This is a genomic window from Lacinutrix neustonica, assembly GCF_026625145.1.
Lineage (GTDB): Bacteria > Bacteroidota > Bacteroidia > Flavobacteriales > Flavobacteriaceae > Lacinutrix > Lacinutrix neustonica.
The window spans coordinates 2,953,213-2,977,236 of sequence record NZ_CP113088.1; the positions used below are offsets into that span (position 1 = coordinate 2,953,213).

Sequence of the window (24,024 nt, forward strand, 5' to 3'; positions counted from 1 at the left end):
AATGTGACTTTTAAAATATTTTTTACTTCGTTTTGATTTTATTACATTAGCGGACATTAAAAACTAATCAAACAAAAATTTAATATGGAATCAATGATGATTTATGTGCCAATTGTGTTGGCAGTATTAGGCTTAATTTATATGTTTATTAAGCAATCCTGGGTAATGAAACAAGATGCAGGAGATGGGAAGATGAAAGAAATTTCGGATCACATCTACGAAGGCGCTTTGGCTTTTTTAAGCGCAGAATATAGATTATTAACGGTATTTGTTATTATAGTAAGTGTTTTATTGACGATAGTATCATTCGTAGTGCCTACAACACACTGGTTAATTGTGGTTGCCTTTGTTTTTGGTGCTGTGTTCTCAGCGTTTGCAGGAAATATAGGGATGAAAATCGCAACTAAAACAAATGTAAGAACAACACAAGCAGCTCGTACAAGCTTACCAAATGCACTAAAAATATCTTTTGGTGGTGGAACCGTAATGGGTCTTGGCGTTGCTGGGTTAGCTGTATTAGGGTTGACCGTGTTCTTTATCTTCTTCTTTCACTTTTTTATGGGAGGCGTTTGGACGAATACCATGGATATGACTATCGTTCTTGAAACCTTAGCTGGTTTCTCTCTTGGCGCTGAGTCCATCGCATTATTTGCGCGTGTTGGTGGTGGTATATACACCAAAGCAGCAGATGTTGGAGCCGATTTAGTAGGTAAAGTAGAAGCAGGCATCCCGGAAGATGATCCTCGTAATCCTGCGACGATTGCAGATAACGTTGGAGATAATGTTGGTGACGTTGCAGGTATGGGCGCCGATCTCTTTGGTTCATATGTAGCAACCGTATTAGCAGCCATGGTTTTAGGAAACTATGTCATTAAAGATATGGGTGGAAATATAGAAGATGCCTTTGGAGGTATAGGCCCTATTTTATTGCCTATGTCTATTGCGGGTGTAGGAATTATTATTTCCATTATTGGTACGATGCTCGTTAAAATTAAAAACAACGATGCAAAAGAATCTGAAGTGATGGGGGCGTTAAACAGAGGTAATTGGACATCAATTATCCTAGTTGCAGGAGCCTGTTTCGGATTATGTAAATGGATGTTGCCGTAAACCATGCGTATGGAATTCTTTGGTGAAGGGGTTATGGAAATTTCTTCTATGCGCGTTTTTTATGCCACATTAGTTGGCTTAGTGGTAGGTGCTGTGATTTCTTCAGTGACAGAATATTATACGGGATTAGGTAAAAAACCTATTTTAAAAATTGTACAACAGTCTAGTACAGGAGCAGGAACAAACATCATCGCTGGTTTAGCGACAGGAATGATTTCTACATTTCCTTCAGTATTGTTATTTGCAGGTGCCATTTGGGCCTCTTATGCTTTCGCTGGATTTTATGGCGTGGCATTAGCAGCGTCGGCAATGATGGCGACAACAGCCATGCAATTGGCAATTGATGCTTTTGGACCAATCTCTGATAATGCAGGTGGTATAGCAGAAATGAGTGAGCAAGAACCTATCGTAAGAGAACGTACAGATATATTAGATTCGGTAGGGAATACAACAGCAGCAACTGGTAAAGGATTTGCAATTGCTTCGGCAGCATTAACGTCTCTAGCTTTATTTGCAGCTTATGTAACCTTTACAGGAATTGATGGGATTAATATTTTTAAAGCACCAGTGTTAGCCATGTTGTTTGTTGGTGGGATGATTCCAGTAGTGTTTTCTGCTTTAGCAATGAATGCAGTAGGAAAAGCGGCTATGGAAATGGTAGAAGAAGTGCGCCGTCAATTTAGAGAGATTCCAGGTATTATGGAAGGCACAGGGAAACCTGAATACGACAAATGTGTTGCTATTTCTACTAAAGCTTCGCTTAAAGAAATGATGTTACCAGGTTTACTAACGATTGGTTTTCCTCTAGCAATTGCATTCATCCCCATGCTTTTTGGAATGAATCACTTGGCTATTGCCGAAATGTTAGGAGGGTATATGGCAGGTGTAACAGTATCTCGGTGTGCTTTGGGCTATTTTCCGAACAATGCCGGTGGTGCTTGGGATAATGCTAAAAAATCCTTTGAAGCAGGCGTTGAGATCAATGGGGAAATGACTTATAAAGGAAGTGATGCGCACAAAGCAGCCGTGACAGGAGATACGGTTGGCGATCCTTTTAAAGATACCTCCGGACCATCAATGAACATTTTAATTAAATTGACCTGTCTTATAGGATTAGTGATTGCTCCAATTTTAGGAGGACATACCGAAGAGGGTATGGCAATGGCCGAAAACAAAACAGAAATAATAAAAGAATTTAAAATAGAAGTGAACGCTGAAAATGACGCCATTGCAACTGGAACATTAACGACAACAACTATTAAGGATGGTGAAACTAAAACCATTGAAAAAACGGTTGAAGGCACAGTTGAAGAAGTAGAAGCTAAGGTTCAAGCTTTGAAAGCAGAGTAGCCGTTGACTTAAATAACCAATAACGATAATTTTAGTATTGAAAAACCACGCTTCCGGCGTGTTTTTTTTTTGGTAAATGTTTTATCTTTAATTTTATGAACTATGATGACTTAACAACACTCGGTATTGCGTTTGGTTTAGGGCTACTTGTTGGCTTGCAAAGAGAAACCACCAATAATGAAATGGCAGGTGTGAGGACATTTACGCTCATCTCCGTATTGGGAGTAATGGCAGGTTTCTTAACGAGAACCTACGAGAATCCTTTTATTCTTCCCGTTTTAGGACTTTCGATAACAGCCCTTTTAATCATGGCCAATGTTATTAAAATTAAAAAATTGGATGGTGCAGATGTGGGTCAAACGACAGAGGTTGCTGCACTGTTAATGTTTGCCATTGGAGCATATCTCGTTCTAGGCAGTCAGTTAATAGGGGTGATTGTAGGAACTGCATTAGCAATGTTACTTTATTTTAAAGAACATATTCATGGGTTTATCAATAAACTAAAGCCTAAGGATCTAGCGGCCATCATGACTTTAGCGGGTATTAGTTTGGTGATTTTACCAATACTTCGAGATAAAACTTTTGGACCTTTTGATGTGATAAACCCTAGAAATATTTGGTTGATGATCACTTTAATCGTGGGAATAAGTGTCTTTGGGTATTTTATATATAAGTTCGTTGGCAAAAAGGTCGGGATTATTTCTAATGGTATTCGGGCGGTTTAATTAGTAGTACAGCAACCACGGTGAGCTATGCGCGTAAAACGGCAGATACGGCATCCATTAGCAAGTTAGCTGTCTTTGTTATAACCACAGCATCTGCAGTGTCATTTGTTAGGGTTTTATTTGAAGTGGGTGTGATTATTCCAAATGAGTTACCTATCATCGCTGTGCCAATAGGGGCTGTCATTTTAATCATGACTTTAACCTGTGTGGCTTTGTTTTATCTTATTAATAAGGAGTCTTCTAAAAAAGAGGCCATGCCTGAGCCCGACAATCCTGCGCAATTTAAAAGTGCCTTGATTTTTGGATTGCTCTATGGTTTTATATTGCTAGCGGTGGCGTTTACCAAAGAGACGTTTGGAAATAACGCACTTTATATTGTGTCCATAATTAGTGGTTTAACCGATGTTGATGCGATTACCTTATCTTTGTCTCAATTAATTAAGGAAGGCAGTCTTAAAGCAACTTTTGGATGGCGATTAATTTTGCTAGCAGGTCTATCAAATATGGTATTCAAGGGCGTTATGGCAATTGTACTTGGCGCAAAAGAACTCGCAAAATGGATTGTTATTTCCTTTGGAATCATTGTTACAGCAGGATTGTTAATTATGTGGCTTTGGCCGGAATCCTGGTATTTCTAAATATAAATCATGTTTAAAAAGGATCCTTTACAAATTATAGCCTTTCAAAGTTATGGCACAAATACACATTTTTATGCCGGAGGAAGAGCGTTGGAAGATGAATCTATTGATTTAGAATCTCAAAAAATACTGCATTTGGCTATTAATGCTTGGAAACGTTTTGAGGCTGATGAAATTGCAAATGTTGCCATTAAAATTAAATTGCCAAATAACACGTTTATTAAAGCAAAGACAGATAATGATGGCTATTTTAAAATTGAAGAAAATCTTGTAGACCTTAGAGCTTTAGCTAATGAGGAAGGGTGGGTTTCTTTTGAATTATCTTATGATGATGTCACTATCGAACGAAAAATAACAAACAATAATAGGTTTCCGGGGGAATTGTTAATTCCAGCAGATCAGGTAGAATTTGGGGTAGCGAGTGATATTGATGATACTATTTTACATACGGGAGTGGTTTCTACTTTAAAATGGCGTGTTATTTATAATTCGATTTTTAAAAATGCTAAAAGTAGATTGCCTTTGGAGGGCGCTGCCGAATTTTATCACCTCCTGCATCGTGGTGCCTCCGGAGAGAATGCGAATCCCATTTTTTATGTGAGTCATAGTCCTTGGAACCTATACCGATATTTAGAACTTTTCTTAAAACAGAATAACTTCCCGAAAGGTCCTATCTTATTGCGCAGTTTAGGTAATTTTCTTCGAAAAAAACCGGAAGGTGAAAAACCTCAAAAACAAAAAGAGATTCTAAACCTCTTAAAAACGTATCCAGAGTTGCCCTTTATTTTAATAGGGGATAGTGGCGAACATGATCCTGATATTTATATTGAAATAGCAGAACTGTACCCCGAGAGAATTAAAGCGATTTATTTAAGAAGCGTAAGGCATAAAAAGAAAATTTTGCGTGTTAAAGGCTTGCTTGAAAACTATAAATCGACTCCTGCGTTGTTAGTGGAAAACAGTGAAGAAGCGATCGAGCACGCAAGACTAAATGGTTTTATTGCCTAATAAGTTTAAAAAAAACATAGCTAAAAAAAAGAAAAAATAAGAAGTCATTAATGCCGTAAATGGCGTAAAACACACCTGTTAAAGTGTCTTGCTCGAAGACACTACTTAATTCATATTTTGACATCCATTGAAGCCACACCACCGTATAAATTAATTTTTCGATGGCGAAAATGGCGATCAACCATGTCATCTGTTTAAAATTTTTACTTACAGCCATGTAGGCTAATCCCCAAACAAGAATCATTAACAAACCAACGTTAGACATAACTTCACGGTTGTACCGATGTAATGACCTCATTAGTAAATAGTTTTGAAAAAATGGGAACCCCAAGTACATTGGAAAGCCCAGCAGCAATAAAGCCTTTAGAGATGAGTTTTTCGTTTTTCATTATTAAAAATAATCATAGGTTGCTAATTGAGACTGTAAAGCTGTTTTATTATTTTGTATATAAACATTTTTTTGCTCTGCATCAATAATTCTCGCTTTTACATTATCTGCCAATTGCAGCTCTAGAACGTCCTTTACAATTTTAAAATTGTCTCGGATCAAGAACCGGGGTAACGACTTCGATACGATGACTTAAGTTACGAGTCATCCAATCAGCAGAACCAATAAAAAGTTTTTCATCACCATTATTTCCAAATAAATAAACGCGTCCATGTTCTAAAAAACGGTCTATAATACTTGTTACTGTAATGTTCTCACTCTGCCCTTTTATGCCGGGCACCAAACAACAAATTCCACGAATAAGTAATCGAATTTTTACACCAGCATTACTCGCCTTGTATAATAACTTAATCATGTTGTTATCTTGAAGGCTATTCATTTTTAAAATGATCATCCCTTGTTTTCCAGCATGAGCAAAGGCAATTTCGCGTTCCACCAATACCGAAAATTTATGACGAGACGTGAAAGGAGAAATTAATAGTTTTTTTACCTTTGGCACAATTAAAACCCCTTCTAAAACTAAGAACACACGGTTAAGCTCTTTTGTTATTTTTTTATTAGCAGTCATTAAGCCAAAATCGGTATAGAGCTTAGCGGTATTTTCATTAAAATTCCCGGTACCAATATAGCAATAGCGTTGGGTCGTGTTTTTTAATGTTCTTTCTATATATAGAATTTTTGAATGTACTTTTATTCCTGGGTAACTGTAAATAACCTTGGCGCCATTGTCTTTAAATATTTTTCCCCATTTAAGATTGTTTTCTTCATCAAATCGCGCTTTTGCTTCAATAAAAATAACTACTGTCTTGCCTTTCTTGGCGGCTAAAGCAATAGCATCATTTAACCTTGAAGACTCTGCAACACGATATAGCGTCATTTTTATGGTGGTGACCTGTTCATCATGGGCCGCTTCTTCCAGTAATTTTATAACGGGTTCAAAAGATTGATATGGATAGTGAATGAGCTGGTCTTTAGCAGTAATCGCAGTAAAAACAGAATCACATGTACTTAACATGGGATGAGGCTTAGGGGCTAATTCAACATTTGAAAGTAGTTTGTTTGTTGGGTTTGGGAATCCGAAAAAATCTTTAAAATTATGATGCGCCCCGCCTAAAATAATATCGGCATTCGACACATCTAACGCTTGTTTTAAATAGTTTTGAAGTGCTTCGGTGTTTTAGAGTCTAACAAAATGCGGGTTGCTTGGCCTGTTTCTCGTTTTGGTAGTGCTTCTTTTATTTTCTGCATCAAATTTCCGGAAAACTCATCTTCAATATATAATTCAGCATCACGAGAGAGCTTTAATTCATAGTAGTTTAATGTTGGGGTTTCGTGTTTTAATCGATAGTTAAATTTAATGACATCGTCTATAAATGTGATGTAATGTTGGTTGTCTTCCGTTGGGAAAACAAAAAAGCGCTCGTGATTTGAGGGAATGGAAACAATTTCAAACTGTGTCTCATCGATTAAAGCGGCAAGATAGAGCGCTTCGTTTTCTACAAACACCGATTTGTTTTCATGAACGGTGTATGTTTTTGAAAGAACATCCGCTTGTAATGTAGTGTCAAAAAAGTCTTTAGCTATTTGTTTTTGGCTTTCAGTAAAATCTTCAATACCAATTAAATGTATGTTTTCTTTTTTTAATGCTGGGATAATCTCACCAATAAAAATCCGGCCAAATTCTTCTTGTTGTAAATGAACCTGTTTTCTTATTTCTTTTAAAACTTGGTTGGGTTTTGTGATTAGTTTTTTCCGAAGCGGTTTTTCTATATTTTTTATTTGACGAATATCAGAGACCCGTACTTTAAAAAACTCATCTAAGTTAGAAGAGAAAATGGCTAAAAACTTAATGCGTTCATATAATAAATTACGGGCATCTCCAGCCTCTTGTAAAACCCGATGATTAAAACGAAGCCATGATAAGTCGCGATGAAAATATTTAGTATTATAAAGAGATGCCATTGGTTTTTATTACAAAATAACAGCATTTAAAATGAAATTTTGTAAGAAAAACGTTAAGTTTAAAACAAGCCATTGATTTCAGCATCAATTTTATTCAAAACAATTCCTAAATCTTCCGGTTTATCGACAAAATCTAAATTGTCAACATCAATAATTAAAAGTTTTCCTTTATCGTAGCCATGAACAAAAGCTTCGTAGCGCTCGTTTAATCGGCTCAAGTAATCAATACTAATTGAGTTTTCATAATCACGTCCGCGTTTATGTATTTGAGCGACCAGATTAGAAATAGAACTGCGTAAATAAATAAGTAAATCGGACCTTGAACAAAGCTCTCCATCAAATCAAAAAGAGATTTATAGTTTTCAAAATCGCGATTAGTCATCAATCCCATAGCATGCAGGTTCGGCGCAAAAATATGGGCATCTTCATAAATGGTGCGATCTTGAATAATGTCTTTGCCACTTTCTCGAATTTGTGAAACTTGACGAAAACGACTGTTTAAAAAGTAAACCTGTAAATTAAAACTCCAACGCTCCATTTGGTTGTAGAAATCATCTAAGTAAGGATTGTCTACTACATCTTCAAGTTGTGCCTCCCATTTGTAATGTTTAGCAAGTAATTTGGTGAGCGTAGTTTTTCCAGCTCCAATGTTTCCGGCAATGGCGACGTGCATATTATTTGGGTTTTATTTGGTATTCGTGGAGGAATCCATCGGTGTAAATATACAGGATTTGGTTGGTTACTAAAAACTGATTTATTAACAAATTTGGGAGATTTATTTTTTGGATCTTTTTAGATTTTTCACGGATAAGATAAAGTGTGTTTTCTTTTTTTAATATAATATTTTCATCACTTTCCTTAATAGACGTAAAGCCTATATTCTCAATTTTAGAAATCAAGCTTCCTGTATAGTTGTATTGATAGATAAAATCTTTAGTTACTAACCAGCAAGAATTGTAATTACTGGTTAGGTCTATAACCTGACTTGAAATAGGTAAGGTTTTGGCGCGAATGTGATTAGCTTTATAATCGTATAATTCTAGTTGTTGTAAATTCTGATTAAAAATCCAAATAGTATTATCACTTCCTGTAGCCACATGCGTCACATTTTTATACGCTTTAAGGGTGTTAAAATCTACCTTAAAAATTTCAGCTAAACGATTGTCAAGAATAATAACGGTATTAAAAGCCTTGTAAAACAGATTGATTTTTAAAGGATTAAATGTATTTGCAGACGTGATATTTCCTAGCTGTAGATTACTGTACTTAAGATTAATCCCTTCTTGTTGTTTAATTAAGGTGTTGTTTTTAATAAAAAACAACGTTTTAAAACTGTCTATGCCTATTATTGAATCTGCTTTTACTTCAATTTTTGAAAGCAGTTTTGTTTCAATAGTCTCTTGAGCAGATATTGAGCAAATGATAAAGTAAAAAAGGCAAAAAAAGTATTTCATATTGAGTGGAAAAGTACAAAAATCAATCCACATTTTTTGCCCCAATTTTAATTCCATATCTCAAAACTGCTGCATAGGTCTTATTTTTTTATGATAATATTAACACTTGAGAGTTAAACGTTTTGTGCCTTATAAAGTCTAACAGCTATATTAAGCTGTATTTTTATAAAAACTAAAGTCAATATATCATGAAACTATTTTCAATAAAAGCCTTTTTTGCTTGTTTAGCATTCCTATCAACCTCACAAACGTTCGCACAAGACAATTTTCAAGGCGTCGCCACATACATGTCGAAAACGACTGTAGATATGGATAATTGGGGAGGAAGAGAGATGAGTCCGGAGCGTAAAAAGATGATTATGGATAGAATGAAAAACATGTTCGAGAAAACATACATTCTTACCTTTAATAGAACGGAGTCTACCTATAAAGAAGATGAGAAACTGGAAGCGCCAGGTGCTGGTGGCGGTATGATGGGCGGTATGATGAGTAGCTTTACAGCTGGTGAGCAATACAAGAACATAAAGGAGGGTAGGCTTATTCAAGATCAGGAATTCTTTGGAAAACAATTTCTAATCAAAGATGACTTAGAAAAGTTGGAGTGGAAGATGACAGGAGAGACCAGGCAAATTGGTCAATACACAGCAATGAAAGCGACTGCAATGAAGAAAGTAGATGAATTTGACTGGGCAAACATGCGAAGAAAACGTGGCGGAAATGATGCGGATAAGAAAAAAGAAGAAGAAAAGAAAGATAGAAGCGTAGATGCTTTTGAAAAAACAGAAGTGAAAGCTGAAGAAGCAAAAGATTCTTCAGTAGTCGCATCAAATAAAGAGCAGGCTAATGATCCAATGGCGAATATTGAAATCCCGAAGGAAGTAGAAGTTGTTGCTTGGTACACGATGCAAATTCCAGTAAACAACGGGCCTGGAGAATTCGGGGATTGCCAGGATTGATTTTAGAAGTGAGTTACGGTAGAACAACATTACTCTGTTCAAAGATCGTGATGAATCCTACGGAGAAAAACGACATTAAAATGCCAACTAAAGGCAAGGAAGTGACTAAAAAAGAATATAACGACATTGTTAAAAACAAAATGGAAGAAATGCGAGAAATGTACGGTGGAAGAGGTCGTGGTCGCGATGGGAGAAGATAATAAATAGTTCCCGTATAAAAATCCAACTAAAAACCACATGAAGCACATTTTTACACTATTACTTTTAGTAGTAACAACTACGGCTACTGCCCAAATTAAATTTGAAGGCGTAGTAAAAGATAGTATAGGCAATCCTTTAGAGTTTGCTCATGTTGTCGCTATTAACCAAGAATCGAAAATTTTAGAATCCTATGCCGTAACAAATGATGCTGGTCGTTATAAGTTAAATATAGGTAAGAACACGACTTATAAAATTTCAGTAAGTTATATTGGTTTTAAAACAGCCGAAGAAACAATTGAGGTTAAGGAAACAGACTTGAGCAAAGACTTTGTGCTTACGTTAGACAATGCATTAGATGAAGTTGAGTTAACGTATGAAATGCCTGTAACCATAAAAGGCGATACTATTGTTTACAATGCAGACTCGTTTAAAACGGGAACCGAACGTAAACTTGGAGATGTCCTTAGAAATTTGCCAGGGGTTGAAATTAATACCGATGGCCAAATAGAGGTAGAAGGTAAGGTGGTTACAAAGGTGATGGTGGAAGGGAAGGATTTTTTCGATGGCGATTCTAAAATTGCAACTGAGAATATTCCAGCGGATGCAGTAGATAAAGTTCAGGTATTAAAAAATCACAGTGAAGTTGGACAACTAGGAGGTGTTACTAATAATCAAGATAATATAGCTATTAATATTAAGCTCAAAGAAGGGAAGAAGAATTTTTGGTTTGGAACGGTGACTGCTGGTGGCGGACAATCAACAAGTCAAAATTTGTATTTAGTACAGCCTAAGCTCTTTTATTATAGCCCTAAGTATAGCATCAATACCATCGGAGATTTAAACAACATTGGTGAAATTGCTTTTTCTCGCCGGGATTACTTTAATTTTTCAGGAGGCTTTAATAATCCGAGTCAGCAAAGCGGTACCAATATTAATTTTGGGAGTAATGGCTTAAATTTCGCAAACTTAACTAATGACAGAGCAAAAGATATTAATTCAAAATTTGGCGCAGCAAACTTTAGTTATTCTCCCAATAAAGCACTAGATCTTGGTGGGTTTGCTATTTTTTCAAATTCAAGAATAAAATTACAAGAGAATAGAAGTATAGACTATATAGACACAGAAGTTAACACGCCACCAGGCGAAGATATTTTTGATAATAACAAACAGGCTAGTGATCTAGGAATGTTAAAGTTGACAGCGAAGTATAAACCAAACAGCAATAATCAATTGGATTATGAAATACTTGGAAGGCTGTCTCATGAGAAGCAGCGCAATATTACTTTTTCTACCGTGTTAGGAAGTATTACTCAAAATGAAGAGACGAATCCCTATAGTGTTTATCAAGATATTAATTATTATTATACGGCAGACGAAAGCAATATTTTTGCTTTTCAGGCACAGCATAAATTGCAAGATGAAGATCCGTTTTACAATGCATTATTAGGAAATGATCCATCAAATAATGATGATATTCCGAGAAAACACCGGAGATCCTTATGATAACACAGCAGCTGGTTTAGGCTTAAATGGGGCGCAGTTAGGCTATAACGTTAATCAGGAAAAACGCGTCCAATCTAATCAGTTAGATACCAAACTAGATTACTGGAATGTATTAAACGCCAAAAGTAATATTAATTTCACCTTAGGGACTATTTTAAGTAGACAGGATTTTGATTCAGAAATATTTCAGTTTTTAGATAAAGGTACACGTTTTAATCCAACACCATTAGTAAACGATGGCGTAAACACGAATAATACAGCTTATCATTTTAGCGATGTGTATTTAGGAATGCATTATCGATTTAAAACAGGTATTTTTACTATAACACCGGGTGTTTCAGCCCATGCTTATAGTTCTAAAAACACACAATTTGGGACCGAGTTTAAAGATGATTTCTTCAGAGTATTACCAGATTTCAATATGATCATGCAGTTGAAAAAGAGTGAAACCTTACGATTTAATTATCGCATGCAAACGCAATTTACAGACGTTACAAATTTGGCGAAAGGCTTGGTTTTAGATAGTTATAATAGATTTTCATCGGGTAACCCTGAGCTGGAAAGCGCAATAGCTCATAATATAAATTTAACGTATTTCAGCTTTAATATGTTCAATTATACTAACGTTGTAGGTAATGTCTCTTATACTAAAAACATAGACCGGATAAGAAGTGCTTCTCAATTTGAGCCTGGAAGCGTCATTAATTTTAGCTCGCCCTTCAATTCCAGTTTTGCAGATGAAAGTGTCACCGCTTTTGGTAGGTTTGAACGTGCTTTTGGAAAGTTGAGAGCTTCAGCAAGAGGAACATTTAATTATTCAAAATTTAATCAAATTATAAATGGAAGAGTCTCAATTAATAATAATTATACGCAAAATTATCAAATAGGTTTGCGGTCTAATTTTAAAACAGCAACTAATTTTGATGTGAAATATGATTATAGCATTAACGATAACCAACAAGGTGGTAACAGTTCTAAGTTCTATACGCATGCACCATCCATAGAAATGGATGCTTTACTATTAAAAGTATTTACCTTTAGAACCGACTACTCATTTAATGATTACCGAAATCAAGAAGCGTCTATCAATACTTATGAATTTTGGAATGCGTCCTTATCTTACAGAAAAGATCAGGATAGTAAGTTTGAGTACGAACTAAAAGCCACGAATTTATTAAATACACAATCACAGAACAATACTAATGTTGGTAATTTTTCGGTAAGTGCCACCGAGTATTTTATTCAGCCGCGCTTTTTAACGTTTAGAGTAATCTATAGTTTGTAAAATGAGAGTATATGAGTAAAAGAATATGCTTTGAGGCTTTTCGAGTTAAAGAGGGGAGAGCAGGATTACGGATCCTTTCTGCCACTTCGTGAAAATGAAAAGCCAATCTGCTGTCGCAGCTTCTTTTTTGTTTCAACAAATCTTCGCAGAAGTAAACTTCGCTTGATTTATTAAAACAAAAAAGTCCAAACTTGCGTTTGAACTTTTCGAGTTAAAGTGGGGAGAGCAGGATTCGAACCTGCGAAGACGTAGTCAGCAGATTTACAGTCTGCCCTCGTTGGCCGCTTGAGTATCTCCCCAAAACTGAACGCAAATATAAGTCTGTTTTATATTTGCGCAAAGACTTTTTTAATTTATTTATATGCCAAATTCTACTTTCACCTTGTTTACATAATCCAGTTTCTCCCAGGTAAATAGCTCTACATCTAAAGTAATATCCCCGCCGTTAGGTTGAGAAAAGGTTTTTGTGACTGTTTCATTTTGTCTTCCCATGTGCCCATAAGCAGCTGTTTCGCTATATATTGGGTTTCTTAATTTCAAACGGTCTTCAATTGAAGCCGGACGCATGTCGAATATTTTAGATATTTTTTCGGAAATTTCGCTATCGGTCATATTAAAGGGACACGTACCATAAGTATCTACAAAAATCCCCATAGGTTCAACCACTCCAATGGCATAGCTTACCTGCACTAAAATTTCGTCACAAACTCCTGCAGCAACTAAATTTTTAGCAATATGTCCGGTGGCATACGCGGCACTTCTATCTACTTTACTAGGGTCTTTTCCTGAAAAGGCACCACCACCATGCGCGCCTTTTCCACCATAAGTATCAACGATGATTTTACGCCCTGTTAATCCTGTGTCTCCATGAGGTCCGCCAATAACAAACTTGCCTGTAGGATTTATGTGATATTTAATATTGTCATTAAATAAAGCTTGCAAGTGTTACGGTAATTTAGAAACGACTCTTGGTATCAATACTTCAATAATGTCTTTTCTAATTTTGGCTAACATGACATCATCCGCATCAAAATCATCGTGCTGTGTAGAAACCACTATGGCATCAATACGTTGTGGGGTATTATCATCACTATACTCAATAGTCACCTGACTTTTTGAATCTGGTCTTAAATAAATAATGTCTTTATTCTCACGACGTAATTCTGCTAATTCTATTAAGATTTTATGAGACAAATCTAAAGCCAAAGGCATGTAATTTTCAGTTTCGCGAGTGGCATAACCAAACATCATCCCTTGATCTCCTGCACCTTGCTCTTCTTTACTAGCTCTGTCAACCCCACGATTAATATCGTCTGACTGTTCATGTATTGCGCTAAAAACACCACATGAATTGCCGTCAAACATATACTCGCTTTTTGTGTAGCCAATTTTGTTGATGGTATCTCTTGCTATCTTTTGTACATCTAAATAAGTATTAGACTTTACTTCACCTGCAAGTACGACTTGGCCGGTGGTTACTAAAGTTTCACAAGCCACTTTTGAGTCTTTGTCGAAGGCTAAAAAATTATCGATTAAAGCATCACTAATTTGATCTGCAACTTTGTCCGGATGTCCTTCAGACACACTTTCTGATGTAAATAAATACGCCATATTTTTTTATTGTGTTTACTTGTGATTTGACGAGAGCGTCCAAGGAAGTTTACACTGCCTTTAGCATTTATTTTCAAACGTGATTAAGAGTCTTGCGATTCCTTACGATATCAGTTTGAAGAGGTTGCAATCAGTCAAATCCGTCCTCTTTAATTTTGAAATACAAAAGTAACAAAATAATGGAGTCTAAAAAGTTTGATGCCGTTAAAAATCGTTAAATTCTAGTGGTTGGTACTTTTGTAAATTAAGAAAAACCAAAAACAGCTGTTTTTTTTATGCTATTGTTAATATCTAAACTGCTTAATGAGAATTCATAAAATCTCTTCTAAGATAGCAAGAAGTAAGCCGTTCTTTATTAACTTTAACTATCGGTTAAATTAAACAATAAATTATGCCACTACAACCAAAATTAACACGTTTTAATCAATACGTGTTGTCTAAATACCAAATCTATAATGGTATTTTCATGACCTTGCCTTTTGATACCATTTCAAAAACAGGGGTGCTTTTACCGCTCTTTCATGAAACATGTAAAAAAGGATTTCAGAACGGCGATAATCCCACAACAATTGTAGAGACATTCTTTAAAAAGTATCAGGCAAGACGAACCAATGACGGTCAAATTAATTTATTGTTTCGTTTTATTCAATATATAGAGCGGCAGGTGGTTTTGTTTGATGCCATAGAAGATGCTGCGTTTCCCATCGTAAATAATATGGATGGTATTGGTACGCTTCGAAGCTTAAAAGAAAGCGCTTCGGCAGACGGGAAATTAGATAAGTTACGTAAATATTTAGAAGAATTTAAAGTGCGTATTGTTCTTACTGCTCATCCTACACAATTTTACCCTGGTGCTGTGTTAGGTATCATTACAGATTTAACGGAGGCTGTAAAGGATAACGATTTGTTGCGCATAAATGATTTGTTAGCGCAGCTGGGAAAAACGCCATTTTTTAAGCACGAAAAACCTACGCCTTATGATGAAGCGGTAAGTTTAATCTGGTATTTGGAAAATGTGTTTTATGAGTCTTTTGGAAAGATTTACGATTACATTCAACAAAACATTTTTGATGGTATGGCAATAGATAATGATATTATTAATGTCGGTTTTTGGCCTGGTGGTGATAGAGATGGTAATCCCTTTGTTACACCGGAAATCACACTAAAAGTTGCGGCAAGATTGCGAGAAACCATTATAAAAAACTATTATAGAGATATTAGAAAGTTAAGTCGAAAATTAACCTTTCAAGGTGTGGAGGAGCGCGTAGTTTTTCTTGAGAAAGAACTCTACAAGATTGTGCTTCACGAGAGTTCAGACTTAAGCTTAGAGTCTTTTGCTCAGGAATTAAAGGCAATAAAAGAACTCATTATAGAGAAGCACCAATCGCTTTATGTTTCAGAAATAACAAGCATAATTAATAAAATACATCTTTTTGGATTTCATTTTTCTACACTCGATATTCGTCAAGATAGCAGGGCGCATGCTAAAGTGTTTGCAGATATGGTAAATGTTATGATTGAGAGCGGAAGCACTATTTTCCCGAAAAATTATAACGCCCTTTCAGAGCAGGAGCAGGTGCAGCTACTTTCAAAAGTAAAAGGAAAAGTGGATTTATCATTAATAAAAGATGAAGAAACGCTTAAGGCTTTACGCACTATGGAGGCTATAAAAACCATTCAGCAGTCAAATGGTGAGCGTGCAGCAAATCGTTATATCATTAGTAATAATCAAACCACACTGAATGTGATGCAATTGTTTGCTATGCTAAAACTAGTGGCCTTTCAAGAGGATGTAACAGTAGATATCGGCCCGCTATTTGAAACCATAAGCGATTTGGAAGTGTCTCACCAGGTAATGGAAGAATTGTATACGAATCCTGAATATGCCGCACATTTAAAGCAGCGTGGTAACAAGCAAACCATTATGCTTGGTTTTAGTGATGGCACAAAAGATGGGGGGTATTTAATGGCAAATTGGGCGATTTATAAAGCAAAAGAGCGTCTTACGGCAATCTCAAGAAAATATGATATCACTGTTATTTTCTTTGATGGTCGTGGCGGGCCACCAGCAAGAGGTGGTGGGAAAACACATAATTTCTATGCCTCGCTTGGTCCAACAATTGAAGACAAAGAAGTGCAACTAACCATTCAAGGACAAACCATTAGCTCAAACTTTGGAACATTGGATTCTTCACAATATAACTTAGAGCAATTGATTAGTTCAGGGATTCATAATAGCTTAAGTGATGCTGATTTACGTATGATTCCGAGAAAACAGAGTGGTTATGGATAATTTGGCGAAGTTGAGTTATGAAGCCTATGTAGACTTTAAAAATCACCCAAAATTTATTCCGTATTTAGAACATATGAGTACTTTAAAGTATTATGCAAAAACGAATATTGGTAGTCGCCCTTCGAAAAGAGGAAAGGCTGAAGGCTTGGTTTTTGAAGATCTAAGAGCGATTCCATTTGTAGGGTCTTGGAGTCAGTTAAAACAAAATGTTCCTGGATTTTTTGGCGTAGGTACGGCATTGAAGTATTATGAAGATGCGGGAGAATTTGAAAAAGTGAAGCAATTATTTAAAACCTCAAGTTTTTTTAAGACGCTAATAGAGAATAGTATGATGTCTCTCTCTAAGTCGTTTTTTGATTTAACGAAATACATGAGTGAAGATGAAGAATATGGTGCGTTTTGGAATGTGATTTATTCAGAATATAAGACGACTAAGCGTCTCATTCTAAAGCTAACAGATTATCAAGAGTTGATGGAGGAGGAGCCAACAGGAAAGGCGTCTATTAGTATTCGTGAGTCTATTGTGTTGCCCTTATTAACCATTCAGCAATTTGCATTAAAGCAGATTCAGGAATTAGAAAAAGCTGAGGTGCGGGATGTAGCCCGTATTGCTGTATTTGAGAAGCTGGTCACGCGCTCTTTGTTTGGTAACATCAATGCGAGCCGTAATTCGGCATAACTTTAGTGTTTTGTGAGAAGGCTGTGAGGAAATGTGTCCTAAATCGGACTATTTATTGTTTAAGATATAGTAATCATAAAAAAACCTCGAAGCTTATGTAATACTTCGAGGTTTCTGCTAACTAAACAACAGGTTCTTAACGTTCATTCAATCTAAAGTCCGGATAGGCATCCATTCCATGTTCATGAGCATCAAGGCCTTCTAATTCTTCTTTTTCACTAACGCGAATACCTACTGTTTTCTTAAGTATGAATAATATAATAAAAGAGGTGGTAATACAAAATAAGGCATAAGCGCCTACGCCAGTTAATTGGTGTAAAAATTGAGTTGTACCAGCCATTTTCCCAAAAAGACCTACAGCTAAGGTTCCCCAAATACCACAAATTAAATGTACGGCTATGGCTCCTACAGGATCATCTAAACGCAATTTATCAATTAAGGCTACTGCGGCTACGATAATACCACCAGCAATAACGCCTATTAGAACAGCATCTGTTGGTGACATTTGATCTGCACCAGCAGTAATGCCAACAAGTCCGCCTAAAATACCATTTAAAAACATGGTTAAATCGTAGTTTTTATGCGCTAAAGTTGAGATAATAAATGCGCTAACACCACCGGCGGCAGCGGCTAAAGAAGTTGTTACTAGGGTTAGCGACGTTAATGCTGGGTCTGCAGATAATACAGAACCACCATTAAAACCAAACCAACCTAGCCATAAAATGAGAACACCTGCGGTGGCTAACGGAATATTATGGCCTAAAATAGCAAACGATTTACCCTCTTTGAATTTTCCAATACGCGAGCCAAGTAACCATACGGCCACTAAAGCCGCCCAGCCACCTACAGAATGTACTAGTGTAGATCCGGCAAAATCGTAAAACCCTAATTGGTCCAACCAGCCTGCGCCCCATTTCCAAGAACCTGCAATTGGGTATACCACGCCAACATAAATAATAGTAAAAATCATGAACGGTCCTATTTTTATGCGCTCTGCGACTGCTCCGAAACAATAGTAGCTGCAGTGGCGGCAAACATGCCTTGGAATAAGAAGTCTGTCCAGTAGGTGTAGCCTTCATTGTAAGTTAAGTCTAATCCGCCTTCTGCCGCTAGAGGCGAGTCTAATCCAAAACCGGCGAAACCAAATATTCCGAGACGAACCTTCAGCAAAACCAGGGTACATTAAATTAAAGCCTACCGGACAATAGAGTAGTAAACCAACACAAATGATAAATGTGTTTTTAAATAAAATATTTATTGTATTCTTTTGTCTTGTTAGTCCAATTTCTAGGAAAGAGAATCCTAAGTGCATAAAGAAAACAAGTGCTGTACAGATCATCATCCATACATTATTTATAGTTAATAATTCCATAATAATTTATTAATGAGTTAGTTTATTTTAAAGTTTCTCCGCCCTTTTCGCCAGTTCTAATTCTGTAGATTTCTTTAATGTCAGATACAAAAATTTTACCATCGCCAACGTCTCCTGTTTTAGCAGATTCCATAATGGTTTTTATAACAATGTCTTCAAAATCATCATTTACAATAATTGATAAATAACGACGCTCGATGTCGCTGGTGCTGTATGAGACTCCTCTATATACATGTCCTGTTTTTTCGTTACCAATTCCAGTAACATCCCAGTAAGAGAAAAAGTTTATGCCTACTTCATGTAGTGCTTTTTTTACTGTAGAAAATTTAGATTTTCTAATAATTGCTTCTACTTTTTTCATAAAAAACGTGTTTAGTAATTTGTTGTTAGTTAAAATTTATAGATCGCTGCTATTACAAAAGAGGCCAAGCTTTTTGTAGGCATTAAATCGGTGTCTATAAAAATGTCTTCTGAACCATTGTCTAAGCGTAATTCCGGTTTAATAATTAAATCTTCAACACTATAACTTCCTGTTAGAGTGACGACTAAAACGCTGGGATCATCGCTCACTAAATCGCTTTGTGTCGCAAAATATTCGCCACGTAAGCCTATAGCAAAAGCGTTATTTAAAGTGTATTGTGGGTAAAGTGCCGCACCATAAAAACCGTCACCTTCATTATCTGTATAAGCAGCATTAATTCCAATAAAGAAATCTTCTGTAGCATCAAAGCCTCCAGTATAATCCACTTCGTAGCCTAAGCCAGCTTTATCGTATAGAAGATTTAAATACTGACCTGAATACCCCAATTGTGCACCAACCGCATAGCTTCCATCTCGGATTGAATTCGGTGACATCCGTTTGGTTAAAAATACCTAGCATTAAGCTAAGGTCTTCTGATAATGAAAAATCAGCCTTAACGCCCGTATGCGAAAAAGGCCCATTAGAAAACAGGTAAGAGGTGCTATAGTTAAAATTTCCTACAGGAGAGATAACTTCGTAACCTAAAAACGTATTGAATTTACCAAAGGTTATTTTTGTAGATTCACTCACATTCCAAAAAGCATAGAGTTGATTCAATACAGTAGCGCTGGCTGCTTCTCCTCGGGGACCAAAGACTAAATCTGCAACAGCGCCTACTTTACCCTTTTCGTAGGAAGCAATGAGATTTCCCATGCCTAGAGAAAACCCAGCGGTGTCGGCAAAAGACGTTCCGGGTGCAATTTGATTGGTGTCATTTGGGGCCGTAATATTGGCTCTGTAATAGACGTCCACACTACCTTCAAAACTAAATTTTTTCTCTGTAGGTTCACGGTGTTGTTTCTTGAGCAAATAAACTGTTTGACAAGAATAAAATTAGAATGTAATTTAATGGTTTCATATAAAGCTGGTTTTTTATTGATTCGCAAATCAAAACTATGCAAAAAGTATTTACAACCCATAAAATTACAGGGTCTAAAATTCATTTTTATGATTATGAGATTTTTAACCCTAAAAAAAATAGGGTATAATATTTTAAATATGTAAATGTTAAGATTTTCATAATGCTAAAATTGAAACATTCTTAATTAAATTTCATTTTCAATAAATTTTATGAGCCTATTTCGTGTTATTTTTGAATTAAATTCAAGTATTTGTGATTAATGCTTTAAATAGTCTTTATGAATTCATCAAATTAGGAGTGTTTAGATTAGCGTATTACTATTTTTTGAGCTTCAAATTTTTGATTTCGGAATAATGAATCTCATATTTTTTAGTTCATGTTCTTCATTATACATTAGTAGTAATCTCACAAGAAATAACTTCTAAAATTTGACCATTATGCTTAAAAAACAAGGCTTGTATTTACGCGAATTTGAACACGATAATTGTGGTGCAGGATTTATATGCAGTCTAAAGGGAAATAAGTCTAATAATATCATTCATAAAGCCCTCGAAATTTTAGAAAAGTTAGAGCATCGTGGTGCGGTAAGTAGCGACGGCAAAACGGGGGATGGCGCAGGAATTTTAATAGATATTCCGCATGAGTTTTTTGTAAAAAACTGTGATTTTAATTTGCCTCAATTTGGAGCGTATGCCGTTAGTAATGTGTTTTTGCCAAAGCGGGAGAATCAACGAAAGTATTGTATCGGAAAATTTGAGTCTTATATCGTAGGTCAGGGGTTAGAAATTTTGGGTTGGAGAAATGTGCCAGTAGATTCCTCGGTTATTGGTGAAATTGCAGCAGAAACAGAACCGTTTATAAAACAACTATTCATTGGTAAGGCTGATAAAGAACAAACTGATTTCACCTTCAATTTAAAATTATTTACGGCTAGAAAGCAAGCAGAACATCACATATATAATTCAAAACTATCTGAAAGCGCTCGCTTTTACGTGCCTAGTTTATCTACAAAAATCATCATTTTTAAAGGGCTTTTAATTCCTGAAGATATTAAACTGTATTATACAGACTTACAAGATCCTTCTTTAGTCACACGATTGGCTTTGGTGCATCAGCGTTTTTCAACCAATACTTTTCCAACTTGGGATTTAGCACAACCCTTTAGATACATGTGTCATAATGGCGAAATTAATACACTCCGCGGAAATGTGTCACGCACGCTTTCACGTCAGGAATTAATGGAGAGTGACTGGTTTGGTGAAGATATAAAAAGTATTTTTCCAATTATATTGCCAGGGAAATCAGATTCAGCTCAAATGGATATGGTGGTCGAATTGTTATTAATGACTGGGCGTTCACTTCCGAAGTGATGATGATTTTAGTCCCGGAGGCTTGGGAGAAAAACCCGAGATATGGCTGAAGCTAAACGTGCGTTCTATGAGTATAATTCGTGTATTATGGAGCCATGGGATGGTCCGGCTTCAATTCCTTTTACAGACGGCAATTATATAGGTGCCGTTTTGGATCGAAACGGATTACGCCCATCAAGATACTCGGTTACAAAAGATGGTTTTGTTATTATGTCTTCAGAAACAGGGGTTATAGAAATTGATCCCAAAAACATTGAAAAACACGGCCGATTAGAACCTGGAAAGATGTTTTTAGTAGACATGAATCAAGGTCGTATTATTAATGATGAGGAAATTAAAGAAGTTATTGTGTCTAAACAGCCTTATAAAGAATGGTTGGATAAAAATTTGGTACATCTTCGTGATATTCCAGCAAAAAAAGGAGAGATTAAGCATAAAGAAGACGATTTACTAACGCGTCAAGTGGTATTTGGCTATACCGAAGAAGATTTACGTGTCCTTATTCAGCCTATGGCACAATTGGGAAAAGAACCTATCGGATCGATGGGTAATGATACACCAATTGCGATTTTATCAGAGCGGCCGCAGCTCATTTATAATTATTTCAAGCAATTATTTGCGCAAGTGACTAATCCGCCTTTAGACGGTATTCGTGAACAATTAATTACAGATATTAGTTTAACTTTAGGAAGTGATACGAACCTATTTAAAATAAACGAAGACCAGTGTAGAAAATTGAAAATTCAAAATCCTGTGATTTCAAAACACGATTTAGATAAGATAAAAAATTACAAATCTAATCCGGACTTCGTGGTAACCACAATTCCTATTTTATATGAAGTCGATAAGGGGTTAAACGAATTAGAAAGCGCACTTGAGCATTTAGTAAAGCAAGCGTCTAAAGCTATAGATGAAGGTGGAAATATTATCATTTTGTCCGATCGAGGGGTGAGTAAAAACCTAGCGCCAATTCCAGCGCTGTTAGCCTGTTCGTATGTGAATCATGAGTTATACAAAATAGGCAAGCGTGCAAAAGTTAGTTTGATTATCGAGTCTGCAGAGCCACGTGAAGTGCATCATTTTGCATTACTGTTTGGTTATGGTGCCAGTGCCATTAATCCCTATATCGTAAACGAAATTGTTTATGATCAAGTTCAGGCTAAAGATATTGAAGACTTAAGTTATTTAACGGCTATTAAAAATTACAACAAAGCTGTAGGCATGGGAATCCTTAAAGTGATGAACAAAATCGGAATTTCTACATTAAATTCTTACAGAGGTTCGCAGTTGTTCGAATGTATTGGATTAAACACGAAAGTTGTTAAAGATTATTTCCCAAATACAGTGACCAGAATTCAAGGTATTGGTTTGCGTGAAATCGAAAAAGAAATCTATAAACGCCATAAAAGAGCCTATAAAACAGAAGTGGTGGAAGCTGACTTAAGTTTAGATTTTGGCGGACAATACAAATGGAGGCGAGATGGAGAAAAACACTTATTTAATCCCTTAAGCATTTCAAAATTGCAAGAATCTGTTAGGAGTAATAAACACAGTTCATATAAAGAATATTCCAATTTAATAAACGAACAGACCAAACAATTAATGACCATTCGTGGCTTGTTTGAGTTTACCAATTTTGATCCAATCCCTATAGAAGAAGTCGAGCCTTGGACGGCAATCGTAAAGCGTTTTAAAACAGGGGCAATGTCTTATGGGTCTATTAGTAAAGAGGCGCACGAGAATTTAGCAATTGCGATGAATCGTATTGGAGGAAAGAGTAACTCCGGTGAAGGCGGTGAGGATGAAGAACGTTTTTATAAAGATCCAAATGGCGATTGGAAAAATTCAGCAATCAAACAAGTAGCCTCAGGGCGATTTGGTGTTACTTCAAATTATTTAACGAATGCTTCTGAGATTCAAATAAAAATGGCGCAAGGTGCCAAACCTGGTGAAGGCGGCCAATTACCTGGTCCTAAAGTAAATCCGGATATCGCAAAAACCGGAAATTCCACACCATATGTTGGCTTAATTTCGCCACCGCCACATCACGATATTTATTCTATTGAAGATTTATCACAATTGATATACGATTTAAAATCAGCAAATAGAACCGCTAGAATTAATGTGAAGCTCGTTTCCGAAGTAGGCATTGGTACAGTAGCTGCTGGTGTTGCTAAAGCAAAAGGCGATGTTATTTTAATTTACTGGTCACGATGGTGGTACAGGAGCTTCACCACTAACCTCTTTAAAACATGCAGGTTTGCCGTGGGAGTTGGGGTTGGCGGAAGCACAGCAAACGTTGGTTATGAATAATTTAAGAAACCGTGTGGTTTTGGAGTGTGACGGACAACTAAAAACGGGGCGTGATGTTGCCATCGCCTGTCTATTAGGTGCAGAGGAATTTGGTTTTGCCACCGCGCCTTTAGTCGCTTCGGGTTGTATTATGATGCGGGTGTGTCACCTAAATACCTGTCCCGTAGGTATTGCGACCCGGAACCTGAACTGCGTAAAAAATTCAATGGAAAACCCGAGCATGTGGTTAACTTCATGTATTTCGTAGCACAGGAATTAAGAGAAATAATGGCACAACTTGGATTTAGAACGGTTAATGAAATGGTTGGTCAGGCACAAAAATTAAACCGAAATAAAACGATTGATTTCTATAAGTCTAACGGTT

At 36.2% G+C, this 24,024-nt stretch carries 16 protein-coding genes, 1 tRNA gene and 7 pseudogenes; 12 read left to right on the forward strand and 12 right to left on the reverse strand.

The genetic code is table 11. The features are described from left to right. The first annotated feature begins 84 nt into the window (after window positions 1–84). From N7U66_RS16060 to N7U66_RS16075, 4 genes and pseudogenes are all read left to right on the forward strand, one after another. Window positions 85–2,460 (forward strand): annotated as a pseudogene (locus tag N7U66_RS16060) (sodium-translocating pyrophosphatase). Between the two features lie 95 nt (window positions 2,461–2,555). After that, window positions 2,556–3,185, forward strand: coding sequence for an MgtC/SapB family protein (locus N7U66_RS16065; RefSeq protein ID WP_267676115.1), 630 nt, complete (start codon window positions 2,556–2,558; stop codon window positions 3,183–3,185). 20 nt (window positions 3,186–3,205) lie between these two features. Further along, window positions 3,206–3,823 (forward strand): MgtC/SapB family protein, encoded by a 618-nt coding sequence (locus N7U66_RS16070; protein WP_267676116.1) that lies wholly within the window; start codon window positions 3,206–3,208, stop codon window positions 3,821–3,823. Window positions 3,824–3,832: 9 nt separating this feature from the next. Continuing rightward, the gene (locus tag N7U66_RS16075) at window positions 3,833–4,831 is read left to right on the forward strand and encodes an App1 family protein (protein WP_267676117.1); all 999 of its coding nucleotides are present in this window, start codon (window positions 3,833–3,835) and stop codon (window positions 4,829–4,831) included. Here the strand turns inward: N7U66_RS16075 and N7U66_RS16080 are convergent. The 6 genes and pseudogenes from N7U66_RS16080 to N7U66_RS16095 all read right to left on the reverse strand — a co-directional run bounded on the left by N7U66_RS16080 (window position 4,821) and on the right by N7U66_RS16095 (window position 8,695). Continuing rightward, on the reverse strand, window positions 4,821–5,129 hold the full coding sequence (locus N7U66_RS16080; RefSeq protein WP_267676118.1) for a hypothetical protein: 309 nt from the start codon (window positions 5,127–5,129) through the stop codon (window positions 4,821–4,823). The two genes, N7U66_RS16075 and N7U66_RS16080, sit on opposite strands and share 11 nt — an antisense overlap. Window positions 5,130–5,222: 93 nt before the next feature. Continuing rightward, complete coding sequence (locus N7U66_RS22200; protein ID WP_313791282.1) at window positions 5,223–5,381, reverse strand: hypothetical protein; 159 nt, start codon at window positions 5,379–5,381, stop codon at window positions 5,223–5,225. Further along, the gene (locus N7U66_RS22205) at window positions 5,362–6,414 is read right to left on the reverse strand and encodes a phospholipase D-like domain-containing protein (RefSeq protein WP_313791283.1); all 1,053 of its coding nucleotides are present in this window, start codon (window positions 6,412–6,414) and stop codon (window positions 5,362–5,364) included. Before N7U66_RS22205 ends, N7U66_RS22200 begins: the two co-directional genes overlap by 20 nt. A gap of 14 nt (window positions 6,415–6,428) precedes the next feature. Next, window positions 6,429–7,241, reverse strand: a complete 813-nt coding sequence (locus N7U66_RS22210; protein ID WP_313791284.1) for a polyphosphate kinase — start codon at window positions 7,239–7,241, stop codon at window positions 6,429–6,431. A 59-nt stretch (window positions 7,242–7,300) separates the two neighbouring features. Beyond that, a pseudogene (locus N7U66_RS16090) lies at window positions 7,301–7,914 on the reverse strand (deoxynucleoside kinase). A gap of 1 nt (window position 7,915) precedes the next feature. Beyond that, window positions 7,916–8,695 carry a hypothetical protein gene (locus N7U66_RS16095; protein ID WP_267676119.1) on the reverse strand — a complete coding sequence of 260 codons (780 nt, stop codon included), beginning with the start codon at window positions 8,693–8,695 and terminating at the stop codon, window positions 7,916–7,918. A gap of 188 nt (window positions 8,696–8,883) precedes the next feature. On the opposite strand from N7U66_RS16095, the gene N7U66_RS16100 reads away from it, so the two are divergent. From N7U66_RS16100 to N7U66_RS16110, 4 genes are read left to right on the forward strand one after another with little or no spacing between them, the layout of a single operon-like run. Next, the gene (locus N7U66_RS16100; RefSeq protein WP_313791285.1) at window positions 8,884–9,651 is read left to right on the forward strand and encodes a GLPGLI family protein; all 768 of its coding nucleotides are present in this window, start codon (window positions 8,884–8,886) and stop codon (window positions 9,649–9,651) included. After that, the gene (locus tag N7U66_RS22215; protein WP_313791286.1) at window positions 9,639–9,851 is read left to right on the forward strand and encodes a hypothetical protein; all 213 of its coding nucleotides are present in this window, start codon (window positions 9,639–9,641) and stop codon (window positions 9,849–9,851) included. The genes N7U66_RS16100 and N7U66_RS22215 overlap by 13 nt, the downstream gene beginning before the upstream one ends. Before the next feature lie 37 nt (window positions 9,852–9,888). Then, entirely contained in the window at window positions 9,889–11,355 is a 1,467-nt protein-coding gene (locus N7U66_RS16105) for a TonB-dependent receptor (protein ID WP_267676120.1), read from the forward strand. Further along, complete coding sequence (locus N7U66_RS16110) at window positions 11,318–12,640, forward strand: TonB-dependent receptor (protein WP_267676121.1); 1,323 nt, start codon at window positions 11,318–11,320, stop codon at window positions 12,638–12,640. The genes N7U66_RS16105 and N7U66_RS16110 overlap by 38 nt, the downstream gene beginning before the upstream one ends. A 217-nt stretch (window positions 12,641–12,857) precedes the next feature. Here the strand turns inward: N7U66_RS16110 and N7U66_RS16115 are convergent. Beyond that, window positions 12,858–12,939 (reverse strand) — tRNA-Tyr (locus N7U66_RS16115). Between the two features lie 58 nt (window positions 12,940–12,997). Further along, window positions 12,998–14,251: pseudogene (gene metK / locus N7U66_RS16120) on the reverse strand (methionine adenosyltransferase). A 391-nt stretch (window positions 14,252–14,642) separates the two neighbouring features. Here metK and N7U66_RS16125 point away from each other — a divergent pair. Continuing rightward, window positions 14,643–17,223: pseudogene (locus N7U66_RS16125) on the forward strand (phosphoenolpyruvate carboxylase). Between the two features lie 136 nt (window positions 17,224–17,359). On the opposite strand, the pseudogene N7U66_RS16130 reads toward N7U66_RS16125, so the two are convergent. The 4 genes and pseudogenes from N7U66_RS16130 to N7U66_RS22225 all read right to left on the reverse strand — a co-directional run bounded on the left by N7U66_RS16130 (window position 17,360) and on the right by N7U66_RS22225 (window position 19,925). Further along, window positions 17,360–18,595: pseudogene (locus N7U66_RS16130) on the reverse strand (ammonium transporter). A gap of 22 nt (window positions 18,596–18,617) precedes the next feature. Continuing rightward, window positions 18,618–18,956, reverse strand: a complete 339-nt coding sequence (locus tag N7U66_RS16135; protein WP_267676122.1) for a P-II family nitrogen regulator — start codon at window positions 18,954–18,956, stop codon at window positions 18,618–18,620. Between the two features lie 29 nt (window positions 18,957–18,985). After that, on the reverse strand, window positions 18,986–19,402 hold the full coding sequence (locus N7U66_RS22220; RefSeq protein ID WP_313791287.1) for an outer membrane beta-barrel protein: 417 nt from the start codon (window positions 19,400–19,402) through the stop codon (window positions 18,986–18,988). After that, window positions 19,362–19,925, reverse strand: coding sequence for an outer membrane beta-barrel protein (locus N7U66_RS22225; protein ID WP_313791288.1), 564 nt, complete (start codon window positions 19,923–19,925; stop codon window positions 19,362–19,364). Before N7U66_RS22225 ends, N7U66_RS22220 begins: the two co-directional genes overlap by 41 nt. A 489-nt stretch (window positions 19,926–20,414) precedes the next feature. Between N7U66_RS22225 and N7U66_RS16145 the strand changes: the two are divergent. The 3 genes and pseudogenes from N7U66_RS16145 to N7U66_RS16155 form a co-directional block, all read left to right on the forward strand. After that, a pseudogene (locus N7U66_RS16145) lies at window positions 20,415–22,598 on the forward strand (glutamate synthase central domain-containing protein); the annotation flags it as partial. Next, the gene (locus N7U66_RS16150) at window positions 22,587–23,660 is read left to right on the forward strand and encodes an FMN-binding glutamate synthase family protein (RefSeq protein WP_267678543.1); all 1,074 of its coding nucleotides are present in this window, start codon (window positions 22,587–22,589) and stop codon (window positions 23,658–23,660) included. The pseudogene N7U66_RS16145 and the gene N7U66_RS16150, both read left to right, overlap by 12 nt. Then, window positions 23,608–23,885 (forward strand): annotated as a pseudogene (locus tag N7U66_RS16155) (glutamate synthase-related protein); the annotation flags it as partial. The gene N7U66_RS16150 and the pseudogene N7U66_RS16155, both read left to right, overlap by 53 nt. Window positions 23,886–24,024 lie beyond the last annotated feature (139 nt).